The sequence below is a fragment of the Loktanella sp. M215 genome, assembly GCF_021735925.1.
Classification (GTDB): domain Bacteria; phylum Pseudomonadota; class Alphaproteobacteria; order Rhodobacterales; family Rhodobacteraceae; genus Loktanella.
The window spans coordinates 133,986-149,858 of sequence record NZ_WMEA01000004.1; the positions used below are offsets into that span (position 1 = coordinate 133,986).

A 15,873-nucleotide genomic window follows, 5' to 3' on the forward strand; every position below is an offset into this window, starting at 1 on the left:
ACTACTCAACAGAATGTCTGTTTTGGAGTCGATTATACCCAATGCAGAGTCAGCACGACACTGCTGGTTGCCATCAGCACAACGATGATCCACGGCGGTGCCTTCCAGACTGTGAGCAGAATGAAGCCTGTCAGGCCGAGCGCGAAATCGTAGGGAGTCAGAATGGCACTCGTCCAAACAGGGTCATATAGTGCCGCGCCCAGAATTCCTACAACAGCGGCGTTTGCGCCGCGCATGGCGGCCTGTGCGACAGGCCGCGACCGAAACGCATCCCAGAAGGGCAGAGCGCCAACCAGAAGCAGAAAGCCCGGAAGGAAGATCGCGATGAGTGCGATGGTTGCCCCGAAAACGCCGTTCGGCCCCTGACCCACGACTGCGCCTAGATAGGCCGCAAACGTAAAAAGTGGTCCCGGCACAGCCTGCGCCGCGCCGTATCCGGACAGGAAGGCATCATTGCTGACCGCTCCGGACGCCACAACTTCAGCCTGCAAGAGTGGCAGCACGACATGGCCGCCGCCGAAAACGAGCGACCCTGCCCTGTAGAAGGAGTCGAACAGGGTAAGGCCCTGCGTCATTCCGGCAGCAAAGGGCAACAGGAGCAGGAGCAGGCCAAACAGAACGAGCGACATCGCTCCCACTCGTTTCGATACGCGAAATGTCAGGTGTCCGACTGCGGCACCGGGAGCGTCGGCGCGGCATAGCCAGAGACCCGCGATACCACCAGTGAAGATAGCCGCTACTTGCCCAATCGAGCCTGCCACGAAGATCACGACCAGAACGGCTGCAAGGGCGATGCTTGCGCGCTCGCGATCGGGCGCAAGGTTGCGCGCCATCCCCCATACAGCCTGTGCAACAACGGCGACGGCCACCACCTTTAGGCCGTGGATTAGCCCTGCGCCGACCGGCCCTTCGAATGCGGACGCGCCAAAGGCCAACAGCACCAGAAGCAGGGCAGAAGGAAGGGTGAACGCAGCCCATGCGGCCAACGCCCCAAAGGGACCGCCACGCAATAGGCCAAGCGCAAACCCGACCTGGCTACTGGCGGGGCCAGGAAGAAACTGGCAAAGGGCGACAAGATCGACATAACCCGCCTCATCAATCCACTTCCGGCGGATGACCAACTCGTCCCGAAAATATCCCAGATGCGCGACAGGGCCGCCGAATGACGTGAGGCCAAGCTTCAGAAAGGCGCGAAAAACCTCGCACGCCGTCCCTTGATGTCTCGTGTTTTCAAAGTCTCTCATTTTTTGTCCGCCTTCATGAAGCAGCTCCCGAATTTTTTGCTACTTGTGGTGGCGCCCTAACGTCTTAAGCCATTAAGATGCCGTCGGGAGGGGCATCCACACCATCAACACAGCCGGTGCTAGATCTAATGACATTCTCTTCGAGGGACTGAGTCACTCGCAGCAATTTCCGCATCTTTGGATTTACGTTGCGCCACAAGTGCGCATACGAAAAGCTGCGTCAGGTGGTAGAGCATCAGCGGCAGCACCGTCGTCCCTAGCGTCGCGGCGGGCACAAGCGCCGTCGCGATTGCCAACCCGCTGGCAAGGCCTTTTGTCGATCCGCAAAAGAACAACACGGCGCGATCCTCGTCCGGCAACTTCAGGGCGCGGCCCGTAAAGGTCATGATCCCCATCGCGAGCGCCAGGAACAGCACGACCACACCGTAAAGCAGAATCAGGCTGGGCCCCGAAATGGCATACCACAGCCCCGAAACAGTGCCCGCGCTGAACGCCGAATAGACGATCAGCAGGATCGAGCCACGGTCAACCATAAGCGTCGTCGCCCTGTGCCGCTTCAGCAGATCGCCGACCAGCGGACGCGAAATCTGACCGACGACGAAGGGCAGCAGGATCTGCAGCGCGATCTTGACCACGGCCGCCCCGCTGATCGCGCCGCCCCCCTGATGCAGAAACACGGCCACCAGCGCCGGCGTCAACGCCACGCCGATCAGGTTGGAAAAGGACGCGGCACAGATCGCTGCCGGCACGTTGCCCCCCGCCATGCCGGTAAAGGCGATCGACGACTGAATGGTGGACGGCAGCACCGACAGGAAGATCAGGCCAAAGGTCAGGTCAGGCCCCAGCACGCTGCCGAACACGAACGCAACGCCCAGTCCCAGCAGCGGAGATAGCAGGTAGGTCGCAGCGAAGGTCAGCCCCTGCAGCCGCCAGTTCAGCATCCCCGACCGGATGGCCGCGGCGTCAAGCTTGGCACCGTAGAGAAAGAACAACAGCGCCACCGCCCAGAAGGTGATCTGCTTCAGTGCGTCGGCGGCCACGCCCCGCACTGGCAGGATCAAGCCAATGATCACCGTGGCAATCAATAACAGCATGTAGGTGTCGATGCCAAGGCGCCTGAGATAGGTCATGTGTCCGTCCGGCATCAGGGAGAATGCTGTTTCACGTACCGGCTTTCGCCGCCAGTCCGCATCGAAAAGATCAGTATCCCAGCGGCATATCATCTTTTCGGCTGTCCGATCCACCCTCCAGCAGCCCATCCGTCATCCGGATCGCCTGACTGCCTCCGATGGGAGAGGTCACAACCTTGATCTGATGACCCCGCGCGGCAAGTGCCGTGCGAACCTCCTAGGGCAATGCCGGCTCCACCCTACAAATCAGCCGGCGCGATTACATCGCCGCGGCGCGTGCGGTGGGGGCATTAACGCCGCGCTTCCTACTGACCGAGATCATGCCCGATATCTTTAACAATCTGATAGTGGTGATCACGCCGGCAATAGCGCATGCGATCCTTCTCGAGGGAGCGCTGAGCTTTCTTGGCCTTCATCGTGCTCGTCAATCGCCTGCTGCATCAGAACTCAAAGAACCACGGCAAGATTTACGCCCTGCATGAACCCGAGGTCGATTGCATCTCCAAAGGCAAGGCCCTTAATCGCTATGTTTCGCAACCAAGGTCAGTATGGCCACTACTATCGACGAGGGCTTCGTCGTCGGCATGCGCGTCCTGCCGGGCAATCCCTACGATGGGCACACTTTGCCCGAAGCCCGGGAGCAGGTCGCGATCCTGACCGGTCGGCCTCCGGATCTGGCCGTCGAGGACCGCGGCTATCGCGGCCACGGTGTATCGACGACAAAAGTGCTGGTCAGCGGCACGCGCCGAGGCCTGCCCCCAAAGCTGAAGACACTGCTGAGGCGGCGCAGCGCCATAGACCCAAAGATTGGACACATGAAAACTGACGGACGTCTGTCGCGATGCCCGCGCAAGGGGACGTTCGGCGACGCGGTCTTCGCCGTGCTCTGTGGCTGCGGCCACAACATCCGCAAGATCCTGGCCCACCTCAGGGCTTTGTTGTCTCTCATCCTAGCCGTATTGTGCGCCGTCGCAACGGATAGAATCAGGCCGGCAAACTGCTATTTTGTGGCCGGATCGCGTTGTTCAGCGTGAACTACTGAAACAATACCGGAGACCCGTTACACGTCTCGTCCGGACTCCAGGCTTTACACATAGCCCAGGCGTATTTTTCGCCTCGCTAGCTCGGATAAGGCATCAACTGCTTGTCCCTCGTCAGAAAAACGCGGGTTGTGGTGGCTCCTGGGGAACCGACCTGACCGGATTCCGCGACAAGTGCGGCACCCCCGAAAAGATCACGCTGAACCGTGGCAAGGTAGAAGCGGCGGACGGCTCCGTCGGGGTCCGTTCGCCGCAACCGCAAAACGGTCGGAAACATTTCGATCTGCTGCGGATCGTTCACTCTGACGGGCTCCATTTGGCGCTGTCATTCAGGAAGCGTTCGTATCGCTGTGTGGTGTGCTGCATTTCCTTAAACACCCTGACGCGCTCGGCATCGAGGCAGGCGGTGTAGAGGGACGCATCCCGAAAATACTGGTCGAACTCGTCTTTGAACTCTTCGCGAAAATCGTGCGCCAGCTCCGGCGTCGTTGGCGTCGGCGCGATCGGTGGATCACACCATTCAGCAGACGCCATAGCAGGGCTGACCACGGCCAGCGTGACCAGGATCAGAAGCGGTTTCATCGGTCGATGGTCCCTGCCCTGACCGCCTGACCGTGGACGGCAAGCTGGGCTGCAAAGCGGGTTGCGTGGTAGGTCGATTGGATCGCGGCCACGCGCTGTTCGTAAGCATCTGGCCCTATCGCACGGCGCAGGTCGCTTTCGTGATAAGCCCGGTTGGCGAAAGGTGCTGGCTTCGCCATAAGCAGAACCGGGTCGGTGCAGACCGCGGGTAGTGCCGCTGGCGCCGGTGCTTTTGGCTTGTACTGGAACGTGGGCTTGGCCTTGCGGACAAAGGCCACAAGCCACGACAAGGGCGCTATGGCCCGGTCGTTGCGAGCATTGAGCATGTGAAACCCCTTCCAAAGAAACTGCGTGTCCATGCCTGCGGCCTCGGTGCCTTTCTTGGCATCTTCGATGATCGCGGCAAAGGGCGTTTGATAGACCGACCCTGCCCCGTTCGAAATCTGAATGATTGAGGTCGTATCATTATTACTTTTTGTTCTTGTATATAGAGAAGGCGGCGGCTGACTGCCGGTTACTTGTTTTTCATGGGACATATCGGCGGTTTCAGTCGGTGCCAGATCCTCGTCAGGGACGGCATTGGTGTTCGCGTCATAGACCTCAGCAAATGTGAAAAGGTGCCGGTCGTGATGCCGGCGCTCGATGGTCAGACCAAACAGGTGTCCCAGCTCGTCCAGGGCGGAACGGATGGTGCGGTCGCTGATTCCGGTGATGGTCTGCAGCTCCTTCATCGTGAAGGCAGCGAAGCCGCAGGGTGCGCCTCTGAATTTGCCGTCATAGCTGATGTAGCCTGCCAACGTGTTTGCGATGCGTAGTGCTGCCCCTGTCATGGGGGTCCGCGCAAACAGGCGCATGAAATCCCCACTTCTGGGGATGCTCAATGTGGTCACTGGTCTTGTCCTCGCTCGGTGAAGCGAAGCGGTGATCGAGCAAATTTCTCCTGTTCACACAGGTGCGTTTTTTGTTGCTCGTCATGTTGGGAGGGGATAGAACAATAGCTGATAAACGTCTTAGCTCGGGATTGGCGTCCCGGTTCTATACCCCCCCGCAGGTTTCCGCCTCGCGGGGGTTTTCATTTGTGGTGTCGTTCGGCTCCTTGGTCGTGATTCCGTTAACGGATTAGTGACAAGCATACCCAGTGTGGGTGCTACCGCCAATTCTTGTGTAAGGCTGGATACCGCACACAAGCATTAGTAGTTCACCTGCTCGTGGCCGTAAGTCCTGCTGTAGTCTCTCCACTCCACAAATATCGAACGGTTGTTGACCGATGGACATGAGCCGCCGTAGCCCTCGGTTCCAACGTGAGCCCCGGGCAGGTCGTCGATACTGGCGTTGCGCCATTCATAATCGCCTTCGTTGCCATAGCTTCCAATGCGAACCGACGATGATCGTGTGCAGTCCCGGTCTTTGCCTACTTCACCCTGGCGAGCGTGCACGTCGAACACACGGATCGAGCGCACGAAGTCATAGATCGGGTCGGAAATATCCACGTCGGCCCCCTGCCCCGCGACCAGTTGAAGGATCGCCGCGGCGTCTGGTCGATAGTCGGGATCGCGGAACACCGCTGGAATGGGCGCAAGCGCGGCCTCCTGACTGCCGGTGGGAATAGACTGCAGCGGACGCTGGGCGTCAGGAAAGGTTGCTTCATAGAGCCGCTGCAGGGGGCTGCTGGGTTCACCTTCGTAAGAGGCCCCCATCGGACAGCGCCAGATTTGCAGCGGCGGCTCTATCGGCCAAGGGGTCACGCGCCGGATGAACGTGGCGTAGGCTAATGTGCATTCGGCAGATTTGGGCCAGCCGCCCGCCAGACATAACAGCATGGCGCAATCCACGTTGAACGCCGCGTTCGCTTCGCGCGGCGCGTTGAAGATCGCGGTCGCTGCCACAGCGGCAGTGAGCGTTGTTGATCTTAGAAGGGTCAGCATCAAGGACCTCCCGACACGCATATTTATAAGTTTGTGACGTTTCTATAAAACGATCAGGGGAGGTTCGTAAAGCGGTATGACGGTTGCGATTGGTGGAAGGATGCCCGACCGTTCCGCCCGAACATCTACATATTTGCACATCGCCTGGACGTAGGTGCGGCTTTAGTGATCGAAATTCAGTCGTAAATTACGTCTTTGCACGGCTGGTCCTTCCACATTGGCGCGGTCTGACCCGTATTCCATTCGTAGAGCCAGCCGACAATTTTGAGGGTCTTTCGATCTAAAATGCGCTTGATCGCGTGGGCATGTCTTAGTCTGACAATGACTTTTTCAGACGTTCCACCAGACAACTCGCGGTTGCGGTCGTGTTTTGCCATTATGGTGCCTTCTCATGATACGCAGCGTAATTTCTACCGGTGGGGGTGAAAAAGACATGCGGGCTCGCCAATAGCTAGTGACACGACGACACGAACGACATGAAGTGAAACGTTCAGCGACAGGAAACGACACCAATTACGTTAAGGCGCTGAAATAAGTAGAAATAATAAACTGCTCTTCTGAAAGAAATCTTGACCTTCGGGGGGATGAAGCCGCGAACGATGTCGTGTTATAGAACACCCCCACATCGACATAAAATGACACATCAGACCGGAAAGTGTTGATGGTTAACGGAAAACATTACATCGAGCCTCCCACCGGCGATAACGATTTTAGATCGCTCATTCAGGCAGCGATCGCCGCTGGTGTTGGCCGGGATGTGTCGGCGAATGGCGAACCAGCTGAACCCTGGACGGCAGAAACGCTCACGGCGGCTATCAACCAGGTTGAATCGGGTCGAAGTATGATCGACCTACGAACCGTGCAGAGGTGGCTCGCTCCGCAGGGTCGTGGTGGCATAAGCGTTCCCAACTTGCGCCGATTGGCAATGGTATTTGGGTGCGGCGATGCCAGCAAAGCAAGCGCGTGGCAGGTCGCTTTGATGCGGGCGCGTGGGCGCAAAAGATCCGAACCGCGCAATGGTGCAGATGATAGCTCGCCCGATGATTCAGCTTATGATCCAGCCGCGATTCCAGCAGGCGATGTGCCAATACGAACCCCTAGTCTGGCAAGTTCATGGGAGGCTTGGTTCAGTCGCGATGACACGCTCAAGCTGTCAATCTTGATCTGGGCGGCCTACGCTGTGAACGGTCTCGTGAACGGAATCTTGGGTCTGCTGTCGGTCAGCTACAGCGTGACACCCGATCTTTCCAAAGAGGTCGGATTTCTTTGGGCACCAACTTGGACCGTTTTGCCCGCACTGATCCTGCCGCTGTTCATCATGCGGGTGAGCTTCAGTCTGACGCACTGGCGGTCGTATGGGCGCTGTCGTCTTTTGGGTGGATCGTCTTGCTATACGCGCACAGAAGAAGATGCGTCATTATGGGACGCTCGAATAGACAGGACCGCCTTCCCTTTCTGGATGATCCTCGTGCTGTGTCTTGGTGGCGTTTTTCTTGCCCAGTGGGTTGGGATATGTCTTCGGCTCTACGCAGAAGGTGAGGCCGGTATATACCAGATTGACAGAAACCTTCTGACCCTCGTTCGGCCGGAATTTGTTGGTCAGGGTGCGTCGGCTGTCGTTTCCATGTTTGGTTACCTCTACTCCGCTCTCTACGTGTTCATATTTCTGACTGCGCTCATGTTCCTTTTTATCATGGCCGGGGATTATGAATGGCTGGCCCACAACAATGATGGTGAAATCGAGCAAGAAGTTGCGATCCGGGGAGGGGTCAAGGATCGCGATTTCAGCCTTTGATTCAGCGCTTTTGATTGGCTGGGCCGCGATTGCGATCAAACTTCAGGCAGCTTATCTATCATCGGATGCGACAAATATCGCGCTTTGGATTTTCCACGATCTGACCGGCGTCCTGCGGTTATCGGCCGACGTCAACGGGACCTTGCCTAATACGTCTGTCTCACATTTTACGACGTTTCTGTTGGTTGCGGTCGCCAATTTTGCGCTGTTCGTTTGCGCTTCGCGGGTCAGCAGGGGTCAAATGGCGCTTCGCCAACGTGCCCAAGGCGGTTACGTACCAGCGCGTCCCCTGTTCGGATACGTCCCTTGGAAGACGTTCGCCATTGTTCAGGTTTTTCTTGTTTGCACCCTTCTATCTATCGGGCAGGTCCAGGGCTTTTCGCTTGCGCTTGTCTGCTCTGTGGTGCTTTCGATCTGGTGTCTGACAAGACGCCGCACTCGCTCTGGGACAAAATATCATGGAACAAGCACCATTTTACACTGCAATCGCTGAAGGTCCGGAGGGCGGTCAGGCCTTTTGGGCGCGTGCTGAAGATGGAGTGAGGTTACGGCTTGCTCACTGGCCAGTTTCAAGCGCGGCTCGGCGTGGCGAAGGGACTGTCTTCATCGCACCGGGGCGTTCCGGCTACATTGAGCGGTATGGCCGTTTGGCTAAGCGGTTGGGAGAGGCAGGATTCGGCACGTTCGTCATTGATTGGCGCGGTCACGGGTTGTCGGACAGGCTGACCGAAGATCCAAAAATCTGCCACGTCGAGCGGTTCACCGACTATCAGCACGATCTCGACGCCATGATCCAGGCAGCCCGCGATCTTGACCTGCCGCGGCCCTGGACGCTAATCGGCAATTCGATGGGCGCGGCAATCGCCCTACGCGGTCTGGTCCGGGAGTCGAACTGAAGGCTTGCGCCTTCGTGGGGCCAATGTGGGGGATCACCCTACCGCCGCCCGTTCGTTCAATCGCGGGCGTGTTGTCCAAATGCGCGCGACTGAGCGGGTTCGGAAATCGCTTTGCACCGGGACAGAGCGGGCAACCCTATGTCACAAAAGCCCCCTTCGAAGAAAACACGATGACGGGGAACGCGGACGAATACGCTTACTGGCAGTCGCAGGCGAAGGCTCATCCGGAACTGATGATCGGTGGCGTGAGCTTCGGCTGGCTCAACGAGTCTTTGAAAGAGTGTCGTTCGCTCGCTTCGATGCCTTCACCACCGATCCCTTGTCTCGCTTTCTGCGGAGAGGCCGATGGGGACGTGGATAAGGAAGCGATCCGCACCCGCATGGCGGACTGGCCGAACGGCAACTACGTCCTGATCCCGAAAGGTCGCCACGATCTTTTATCTGAGCAACCAGAGATCCGTGAGGCGGTGATCGACCGAATTCTCAATCTCATGGGTCACATTAACCCGTGAAAGCTTTGATTCGCGCGTTTTGCCGCTTATGGATAGTTTTGAAGACGAACCAAACTCAATGAGCGTACTCATAGATTTCAGTGAAATTTATATGTTGTGCGCATATTTATAAGAATGTAGGTTGAAGGTGCCCAGGTAGGGTGCCTGACCCTTCATACAGAAGGACCACAGGCGTGGATGTAGATTTACAAAAAGAAGCGCCAAATGTGGTCATGGAACCAGAGTTTCGACAGCTGCTTCGGATGGGGTATCAAGCTCAGGTCCTTTGCGTGGGAGATGCCTACTACAAAGCAGCCGTCTGGTATGGCGAGTGGACAGTCCGCGTCGTCAGCGATGATGGAAGCGTCTCAAAAACACTGGTCGTATTTCCGCGCCGAGCGGGCGAAGTTCAAGAAATCAAAATCAAAGTCTTCCGGACGATCAACGGCTGCGCATCGTTTATGCACCGAATGGGTTTCGCAGACTTCACTCTCCCCCTTTTTCGAGGGGGGGGCAGTCGAACCATACCCTTCCCGATCAAGCTGGGAACAGCAGCGAAAGCTAACCTCCCGCATCATTGCCTGATTGCATGTTTCCTCCTGTCGTTCAGCAACCCTGCGCTCGCGGATAACGCTTGGGGCGGCATCGGCGGCGGCTGGAAAACCATTGGCGGTGATCGAGAACCGCAGCCTTCAATCTCAACGTCAAATGCCCCGGTGTCGGTCATTGGTGCATCGCCAGAGGGGCAAGTCCTGCCTGCGGCGTTGGCCGCTGTGCCTGTGTCGGTTGGCACGAACCGTGCGCTGGTCCGGTCTGTAGCATCGCGCTACGCCTCGCATCCCATCGTGAAAGCGGCCGGGATCGACCCGCGCGAGTTCATCATTTTCTTTGACGTGATGATCCAGACCGAAAGCGGCTTTGACGAACACGCCCGCAGCCCTGTCGGTGCAATCGGTCTGGCGCAGCTCATGCCCGGAACGGCGCGGATGCTCGGCGTCGATCCCAACGACAGGGCGCAAAACCTTGACGGTGGTGCGCGGTATCTGATCGCCCAAATCGCAGAATTTGGAACGCTCTCGCTGGCCTTGGCGGCCTACAACGCAGGCCCCGGCGCGGTGCGAACCTACAAAGGCGTCCCCCCTTACCGGGAGACCGAACGGCATGTCTCTAAAGTCATGTCCAATTACGAGCGCCAGTGGCGGCGCATTTCCTCACAGGAGTAACCACCGTGAACATGAATGTTTACCGGGCGGGCGCGCTTTGCGCCGGCGCCCTGATCCTTTGCGCCTATGGCACAGATCTTGCGGCGCAAGATATCGACTTCACGAAGGCCGAGGACGCGGGCAACCAGGTCGTTGCCTTCATGCGTGGCCCGCTTGCGACCATTGCGTTCGTGATAGCACTTGCTGCGGCGGGCTTCATGGCCGCGATGAACCGGATCAGCTGGGCGTGGCCCGGTGCCGTGATCCTCGGGGCCGTGCTGGTGTTCGGCGGTCCCGCGTTTGTCGATAGCCTCCGGTCGATCCTGTCGTAATGGAAGAAACCGTCGTCATAAAAGGGCTGACCCGGCAGGCCAAAATGGCTGGCCTTCCCCTGCCCTACTTTATGGCGGTGGTCGGCCTGACCGTGCTGCCGTTCATGATCACGAAGGCGCTGCTGTGGCTGCCAACCTTCGCGATCTGGTATTTCGGCGCACGGTCGATCACCGCGATCAACCCCAACGGCCACCGTCTGATTGCCATGCGGTTGCGTCATGTGCCGCAAAGCTTTGGCCGCACCCCGGTCCGTTTCCAACGCTCCACAAAGGGCCGTGCATCCGATGTATGAACTTTATCGCAAGATGCCCTACGGGGTCGAATTTGACGACACGACGATGATCCTGCGCGACGGGTCGGTCTGCGCTGCATTTGAAGTCTATGGCATTGATGCGGACACGTCGGATTCCGCTGACGTGCTGGACCTGCGCGCCCGCGTGTCCCAGATCCTCAATGGTCTGGACGAAAGTTTCAGCTTCTTCATCCACCGCTTCCGGCGCGACGTGCAAATCAGCGGCTACACCAAGCCGGTGCATCCCTTCGCCCATGCGGTCGATGATGCGTGGTTCGACGGGTTGAACGCCAGCCAGCCGAAAGAGGCCGTGATTGTCCTGACGATTGTGCGGGCGAACAATAATGCGCTGCGGGTGCCGCTGCTCGGCAAAGCCCTCAAGCGGGTCGGACGGAAAAATCTGGCGGAACTGGCCGGATCACTATCTGAACTGACGTCTGTGTTTGCCGACGCCCTGAATGTCACCTTGTCACCGCTGTCTATCTCTGACGGTGCGTTCGGGTCGGCCATGGCGGTGCTGAACTTCCAGCCCTACGCGTCCATGCGCCGTGGTCTTATGACGCTTGTGGCGCAAGACGTGAGCGACGTGTCGCTGGAATTTGGTCTGGACGGCATTATCGATGTGAACGACGGCGAAGCGGTCGCGGCAGTGATCAGCGTCAAGGAAAACCCGACCGCCACGACGCCCGGCGCCCTTGATGCCCTGGGTGCGCTGGACGACGTTGTTGTGGTGCAGAACTATGCGCCGATCCACCGCGACAACATTGTAGAACAAGCCCGCACCCGCATCCTTCAGATGCAGGCCAGTAATGACCTGGCGCAACGTGTGGAAAATCAGCTTGTTGAGGCCGTAGACCGGATCGAGTCGGGCGAACTCGGCGTCGGCGAATATCGCCTGACGATCCTCGTCCGCGCACCGGACCGCAAAGAACTCGACGCCCGCGTGTCGGACGTCATGAGCATTTGCCAGCGGGCCGGGTTCCGGATGCTGCGCGACCGTGCGGCGACGGCCACGGAACTTCTGTCGTGTCACCCCGGCAACGGCCACATGACGGCCCGGTCGTCTTATGTGACTTCGGAGACGTTTGCCGATCTGGCGAGCCTGCACGGCGCTGACATTGGCGCAGGCGTTGGCGAAGTGCCATGGAACGAACCGATCACGGTTTTGGAAACCGAACGCGGCACACCCTACCGCTTCAACCTGCACCCGCGCGGTCTGCCGGATGCGGAACCCACGAACGGCCACACCCTTGTTCTGGGACCGTCGAACGGCGGCAAGACGACCACCACCCTGTTCCTCGCGGCGCAAGCTCTGCGGCACGGCGGGCGGCTGATCGCACTGGACAAGGACCGGGCGATGGAAATGCCAATCCGCGCAATGGGCGGCACCTATGCCGCGGTGAAGGTGGGCGAGCCGACGGGTCTCAATCCCCTGCTGACCGAAACCGGCCCGCGTGGTGAAGCCCGGCTTCTCGGCTGGTTCTCGGCCCTGCTGGAACATACCGGCAAGCCCCTGACGCCGACCCAGAGCCAAGCCCTCAAAAGCGCCATTCGCCAGAACGCCTCCGCGCCGGGCAACCTCAAGAATTTCTCGCAATTCGTATCGCTGATCGGTGACGCTGACGACGGCAACGACCTTGCCCTACGGGTCCGCGAGTGGGGGCCTGACGGGCGCTATGCGTGGGTCTTTGGAGAGAGTGACGATGTGCTGGTCAACTTCGGGGCCAACGACGTGACAGCCCTTGATCTGACGGACGTGCTGGCGGCAGGGACGGAACGCACGGCCATTCTGGCCTACCTGTTCCGCGCCTTTGAGACGGTCATGGAAGAAAAGCGGCCGATGGTGCTGCTGGTCGATGAAGCGTGGCAGGTTCTCGATGATCCCTACTTTGCAGAGGAAATGAAAAAATGGCTCGTGACCGCGCGGAAGATGAACGTGGTCGTGGTGATGCTGACGCAGTTCCCGTCACAGATTCAGCAATCGGCAGCAAAGTCGATCCTCGAAGGTCTGCCGAACCAACTGATCTTTCCGAACCATCGCGCCGAACCCGGCCACTATGACGGCATGTCCATGTCGGACGGCGAGCTGTCCTTCATCCTCTCCAAGTCTTTGCAGGGTCGCAAGGCGCTGCATCGCACGGATGCCGGATCGACGATCCTCGATGTGGACCTGGGGCGGCTCGGCCCGCTGCTGACTGTACTTGGTGGCGGAAGGTCTGGGTCTGCCCGGTTTGGCGACGACTACCGCGACCGGCCTGACTTCTGGCGTGACCAGAGACCTTCCGATGATCTTGAAACATCCCTTGAAAGGCGCGCGCATGTTTAAGGCACTTTTTGCTTCTTACCCTTCTGAATGGCTTGTCGGCCTGTGCAGAAAATCAGGGTCGCCAAACAAACTGCTGGTCCTCAAACGCGCTGGCATTTGCCGCGTCTGCCGCTCCGACCGCAGCTTGCGATTGGACCCCCATCGGTGGGTAAACGGGTGCGCCGTCCCGCCATGGCGCTTGCGCTGACCGCCTCCGGGGCGGTGGCGCAAGGCGTGCCGGAAATTGATGTGGCTGCGCTCGCCCAGATGCAGTCGATCAACGCGGGCGAACAAGCCCAGATGGTTGAGCAAGCCCAGATCAGCGCCACGCTGACCCAAAACCTCGGATCTCGAGCGGATCAGATCGCCGCCCTGCAGGACACCATCAATATGCTGCGCGGATCGTCGGCCATGACGGCGGACCTCGAAGGCTTGGACGGTATGGTCGCAAGTGCTGTCTATGCAATTGAGGACAACAACCCCTACGCGGGGCGGTTGTTCGGTGACGCCCGCGAAACCATTGAGTCGATGATTGCCCAGACAGCGGTGAAGTTCGGCAATGACCCGGCGTTGGCGGCGATCGGGATCAACGCGGTTGAGTTTCGGTGCTGGTTTCAGGCGCTGGTCAAGCAGGAAAGCCGGTTTCAGATCGGGGCGCGGTCTCCTGCGGCGGCCTTCGGGCTGACGCAGATCATTCCCGGCACGGCCAAAGACCTCGGCATTTATCCGGCCTACTACACCGATCCGCATCTGCAACTGGACGGCGGGGCGCGCTACCTGATGCAGCAAATCCGCACGTTTCGGTCGATGCCGCTGGCACTGGCCGCCTACAACGCTGGCCCCGGTGCCGTGATGAAATACGACGGCATCCCGCCCTACAAGGAAACGCAGGATTACGTCAAAAAGATCAGCGGTTTTTACAACGTCTATGCCGCCCAGATCAGCGGCGCAGACCAGACCGGGACACTGGCGCTGGCGGATATCTCGATTTCTGAAATGTCGAACATATCGGACGCGGCCATGTCCTACGCCGGTTACAGCCAGGAAATTCTGATCCAGTCGCTTTCGCGGCTGCAAGAGATTTTGCGGCGTATCTCGCTCTCGGCCTCGGCCAAGGAAGCGATGGACCTCAACAGCTATGCCAAGGCGGAAGTCACGCGCATGGCCGGTGTTCTGACCCGGCTCATGGCGGTGAAGCGCAAGGCAGAATGGGCGCAATATGGAACGCTCTTTGCGGCCTACGCCCGCGACCGTGAATTTTTTGAAGGGATCACAGAATGAACAAGCTGCTCTCGACCGTGGCCTTGGCCCTCGCGCTGACTGGTGGCTCTGCCACGGCGCAAGGTGTTCCGACGATTGACGTGTCCTCCATCGCCCAACTGCAACAGATGTTGGCGGAAGCCCGGTTGCAACTGAATGAGGCAGTCTCCCAGAACCTCAAACTGGACGACCAGACCTTGAAGCTGATCGCGCAAATCCGGCTGATGGAAGATCAATACAAGGCGCTGACGGACGGCTTTGCCGAAGGCAAGTTGCTGCTGTCCGGTGACTGGTTCAAAGACTTGCTGCCGGAAATCCCTGACCTTCAAGCGTCCTTGCAGGACGCCATGGCTGGCAACTGGAGTGCGATCGGCGCGGGCGGGAAAATCGGTGGACGTTCGACCACGGACATTGTGGGCCAGATATTTTCGAGCGCCGGCACCTCGACTTCGCAAATGACGGACCTCGCGAACAGCGAAGATCCTGGGGCGGCGCGGATCGGGGTGCAGGGCAACACTGGCGCGATGATGGGAGTGGCTGCGGAAGCCTCGCAAGAGGCGGCTGGAAAAAGCCTTGAACGGATCGAAGAACTGACCAGCAACATTCCCGACACGCAGGGCATGAAAGCGGCAATCGACCTGAACACCCGCATGACTGCCGAAATGGGCATGGCGCTGGCGAACATCTGGCAACTCGAAGCCGCCCAGACCATCGGCCTCGGCCAAGCCGGTGTCATGACGGCGGCCACGCTGGCGGACGAACAGAAATACCTCGACCTGACCCCCTCGGATACGTCGGATTAATAGAAAGGAACTCCACCATGAAAACCCTCCTGCTGACCTGTGCGGCTGTCGCCGCAATGGCCTCCCCTGCTGCGGCCCAGCGGTTCCAGACGGAAGCCCGCGACGGCGTGCGCTACTTGGTGCCTGCTGAAGAAAGCACGCAGACTGAATTTGCCAACCTGATCCAGTCGCGGGCGATGGACATGGGCTTTTTTAGCTGGCCGATCCCTACGGAAAAAGTCGCCGCCGACCAAGCAAACCGCCCGCGTCAGGTGTCGAACTGTTCGGGCCAAGATCCTGATTACATTCCAGCACATGAACTTGGAGGGGTCAGCGATTGGCGGCTGGCAAATACCAAAATTGCCAAAGCGTTCATCTATGAATGGATGGCCTACGGCAACGCGATCAAGGCCAAAGACTGCACTTGCGACACGCTCAAAGCGGACTGGTCCGAAGCCGTCTCGGCCTTCGATACCTTGACCGAAGGCGTCGAAAACTTCCGTCTTTTTACGAAGGTGCCGGGTCGGATGCGGGACCAGATCAAACACGATTATGACCGCATGTGCGACATTACCATGCTGCTCGAACTGGAATAA

18 protein-coding genes and 1 pseudogene are annotated in these 15,873 nt (G+C 58.9%); 12 read left to right on the forward strand and 7 right to left on the reverse strand.

Annotated elements, in window-relative coordinates; all coding sequences use genetic code 11:
• Positions 1-32: 32 nt before the first annotated feature.
• On the reverse strand, positions 33-1,244 hold the full coding sequence (gene chrA, locus GLR48_RS20730) for a chromate efflux transporter (RefSeq protein ID WP_237064996.1): 1,212 nt from the start codon (positions 1,242-1,244) through the stop codon (positions 33-35).
• 125 nt (positions 1,245-1,369) lie between these two features.
• Positions 1,370-2,374, reverse strand: coding sequence for a bile acid:sodium symporter family protein (locus tag GLR48_RS20735; protein WP_237065004.1), 1,005 nt, complete (start codon positions 2,372-2,374; stop codon positions 1,370-1,372).
• A 320-nt stretch (positions 2,375-2,694) separates the two neighbouring features.
• Between GLR48_RS20735 and GLR48_RS20740 the strand changes: the two genes are divergently transcribed.
• Positions 2,695-2,856 (forward strand): hypothetical protein, encoded by a 162-nt coding sequence (locus GLR48_RS20740; RefSeq protein WP_237065842.1) that lies wholly within the window; start codon positions 2,695-2,697, stop codon positions 2,854-2,856.
• Positions 2,789-3,408: pseudogene (locus tag GLR48_RS20745) on the forward strand (IS5/IS1182 family transposase); the annotation flags it as partial. The gene GLR48_RS20740 and the pseudogene GLR48_RS20745, both read left to right, overlap by 68 nt.
• Before the next feature lie 85 nt (positions 3,409-3,493).
• Here GLR48_RS20745 and GLR48_RS20750 read toward each other — a convergent pair.
• From GLR48_RS20750 to GLR48_RS20770, 5 genes are all read right to left on the reverse strand, one after another.
• Positions 3,494-3,730, reverse strand: a complete 237-nt coding sequence (locus GLR48_RS20750) for a WGR domain-containing protein (protein ID WP_336886664.1) — start codon at positions 3,728-3,730, stop codon at positions 3,494-3,496.
• A complete protein-coding gene (locus GLR48_RS20755; RefSeq protein WP_237065006.1) occupies positions 3,712-3,996 on the reverse strand; it encodes a hypothetical protein in 285 nt (94 codons plus the stop codon). Before GLR48_RS20755 ends, GLR48_RS20750 begins: the two co-directional genes overlap by 19 nt.
• Positions 3,993-4,826 (reverse strand): hypothetical protein, encoded by an 834-nt coding sequence (locus GLR48_RS20760; RefSeq protein ID WP_237065008.1) that lies wholly within the window; start codon positions 4,824-4,826, stop codon positions 3,993-3,995. The genes GLR48_RS20755 and GLR48_RS20760 overlap by 4 nt, the downstream gene beginning before the upstream one ends.
• 360 nt (positions 4,827-5,186) lie before the next feature.
• Positions 5,187-5,921 (reverse strand): hypothetical protein, encoded by a 735-nt coding sequence (locus GLR48_RS20765; RefSeq protein ID WP_237065010.1) that lies wholly within the window; start codon positions 5,919-5,921, stop codon positions 5,187-5,189.
• A 176-nt stretch (positions 5,922-6,097) separates the two neighbouring features.
• The gene (locus tag GLR48_RS20770) at positions 6,098-6,298 is read right to left on the reverse strand and encodes a hypothetical protein (RefSeq protein WP_237065012.1); all 201 of its coding nucleotides are present in this window, start codon (positions 6,296-6,298) and stop codon (positions 6,098-6,100) included.
• A 284-nt stretch (positions 6,299-6,582) separates the two neighbouring features.
• Here GLR48_RS20770 and GLR48_RS20775 point away from each other — a divergent pair, with 284 nt between their 5' ends.
• The 10 genes from GLR48_RS20775 (at position 6,583) to GLR48_RS20820 (ending at position 15,873) form a co-directional block, all read left to right on the forward strand.
• The gene (locus tag GLR48_RS20775) at positions 6,583-7,716 is read left to right on the forward strand and encodes a hypothetical protein (RefSeq protein WP_237065014.1); all 1,134 of its coding nucleotides are present in this window, start codon (positions 6,583-6,585) and stop codon (positions 7,714-7,716) included.
• Between the two features lie 458 nt (positions 7,717-8,174).
• On the forward strand, positions 8,175-8,612 hold the full coding sequence (locus GLR48_RS20780) for an alpha/beta hydrolase (RefSeq protein ID WP_237065016.1): 438 nt from the start codon (positions 8,175-8,177) through the stop codon (positions 8,610-8,612).
• Positions 8,613-8,782: 170 nt separating this feature from the next.
• Positions 8,783-9,124: an alpha/beta hydrolase gene (locus tag GLR48_RS20785; RefSeq protein ID WP_237065018.1), complete on the forward strand. Its 342-nt coding sequence runs from the start codon at positions 8,783-8,785 to the stop codon at positions 9,122-9,124.
• Positions 9,125-9,297: 173 nt separating this feature from the next.
• Positions 9,298-10,326 carry a lytic transglycosylase domain-containing protein gene (locus GLR48_RS25990; protein ID WP_237065019.1) on the forward strand — a complete coding sequence of 343 codons (1,029 nt, stop codon included), beginning with the start codon at positions 9,298-9,300 and terminating at the stop codon, positions 10,324-10,326.
• 11 nt (positions 10,327-10,337) lie between these two features.
• The gene (locus GLR48_RS20795) at positions 10,338-10,637 is read left to right on the forward strand and encodes a TrbC/VirB2 family protein (protein ID WP_237065808.1); all 300 of its coding nucleotides are present in this window, start codon (positions 10,338-10,340) and stop codon (positions 10,635-10,637) included.
• Complete coding sequence (locus GLR48_RS20800; protein WP_272911655.1) at positions 10,637-10,930, forward strand: VirB3 family type IV secretion system protein; 294 nt, start codon at positions 10,637-10,639, stop codon at positions 10,928-10,930. Before GLR48_RS20795 ends, GLR48_RS20800 begins: the two co-directional genes overlap by 1 nt.
• Positions 10,923-13,256, forward strand: a complete 2,334-nt coding sequence (locus GLR48_RS20805) for a hypothetical protein (RefSeq protein WP_237065028.1) — start codon at positions 10,923-10,925, stop codon at positions 13,254-13,256. Before GLR48_RS20800 ends, GLR48_RS20805 begins: the two co-directional genes overlap by 8 nt.
• Before the next feature lie 144 nt (positions 13,257-13,400).
• The gene (locus tag GLR48_RS20810; protein ID WP_237065030.1) at positions 13,401-14,516 is read left to right on the forward strand and encodes a lytic transglycosylase domain-containing protein; all 1,116 of its coding nucleotides are present in this window, start codon (positions 13,401-13,403) and stop codon (positions 14,514-14,516) included.
• Complete coding sequence (locus GLR48_RS20815) at positions 14,513-15,298, forward strand: type IV secretion system protein (RefSeq protein ID WP_237065039.1); 786 nt, start codon at positions 14,513-14,515, stop codon at positions 15,296-15,298. The genes GLR48_RS20810 and GLR48_RS20815 overlap by 4 nt, the downstream gene beginning before the upstream one ends.
• Positions 15,299-15,315: 17 nt before the next feature.
• The gene (locus GLR48_RS20820) at positions 15,316-15,873 is read left to right on the forward strand and encodes a hypothetical protein (protein WP_237065041.1); all 558 of its coding nucleotides are present in this window, start codon (positions 15,316-15,318) and stop codon (positions 15,871-15,873) included.

Bases quoted from the DNA above. Each gene is read 5' to 3' on its own strand.
- chrA (WP_237064996.1), bottom strand. From the start codon at position 1,244: ATGAGAGACTTTGAAAACACGAGACATCAAGGGACGGCGTGCGAGGTT.
- GLR48_RS20735 (WP_237065004.1), bottom strand. From the start codon at position 2,374: ATGACCTATCTCAGGCGCCTTGGCATCGACACCTACATGCTGTTATTG.
- GLR48_RS20740 (WP_237065842.1), top strand. From the start codon at position 2,695: ATGCCCGATATCTTTAACAATCTGATAGTGGTGATCACGCCGGCAATA.
- GLR48_RS20750 (WP_336886664.1), bottom strand. From the start codon at position 3,730: ATGGAGCCCGTCAGAGTGAACGATCCGCAGCAGATCGAAATGTTTCCG.
- GLR48_RS20755 (WP_237065006.1), bottom strand. From the start codon at position 3,996: ATGAAACCGCTTCTGATCCTGGTCACGCTGGCCGTGGTCAGCCCTGCT.
- GLR48_RS20760 (WP_237065008.1), bottom strand. From the start codon at position 4,826: ATGACAGGGGCAGCACTACGCATCGCAAACACGTTGGCAGGCTACATC.
- GLR48_RS20765 (WP_237065010.1), bottom strand. From the start codon at position 5,921: ATGCTGACCCTTCTAAGATCAACAACGCTCACTGCCGCTGTGGCAGCG.
- GLR48_RS20770 (WP_237065012.1), bottom strand. From the start codon at position 6,298: ATGGCAAAACACGACCGCAACCGCGAGTTGTCTGGTGGAACGTCTGAA.
- GLR48_RS20775 (WP_237065014.1), top strand. From the start codon at position 6,583: ATGGTTAACGGAAAACATTACATCGAGCCTCCCACCGGCGATAACGAT.
- GLR48_RS20780 (WP_237065016.1), top strand. From the start codon at position 8,175: ATGGAACAAGCACCATTTTACACTGCAATCGCTGAAGGTCCGGAGGGC.
- GLR48_RS20785 (WP_237065018.1), top strand. From the start codon at position 8,783: ATGACGGGGAACGCGGACGAATACGCTTACTGGCAGTCGCAGGCGAAG.
- GLR48_RS20795 (WP_237065808.1), top strand. From the start codon at position 10,338: ATGAATGTTTACCGGGCGGGCGCGCTTTGCGCCGGCGCCCTGATCCTT.
- GLR48_RS20800 (WP_272911655.1), top strand. From the start codon at position 10,637: ATGGAAGAAACCGTCGTCATAAAAGGGCTGACCCGGCAGGCCAAAATG.
- GLR48_RS20805 (WP_237065028.1), top strand. From the start codon at position 10,923: ATGTATGAACTTTATCGCAAGATGCCCTACGGGGTCGAATTTGACGAC.
- GLR48_RS20815 (WP_237065039.1), top strand. From the start codon at position 14,513: ATGAACAAGCTGCTCTCGACCGTGGCCTTGGCCCTCGCGCTGACTGGT.
- GLR48_RS20820 (WP_237065041.1), top strand. From the start codon at position 15,316: ATGAAAACCCTCCTGCTGACCTGTGCGGCTGTCGCCGCAATGGCCTCC.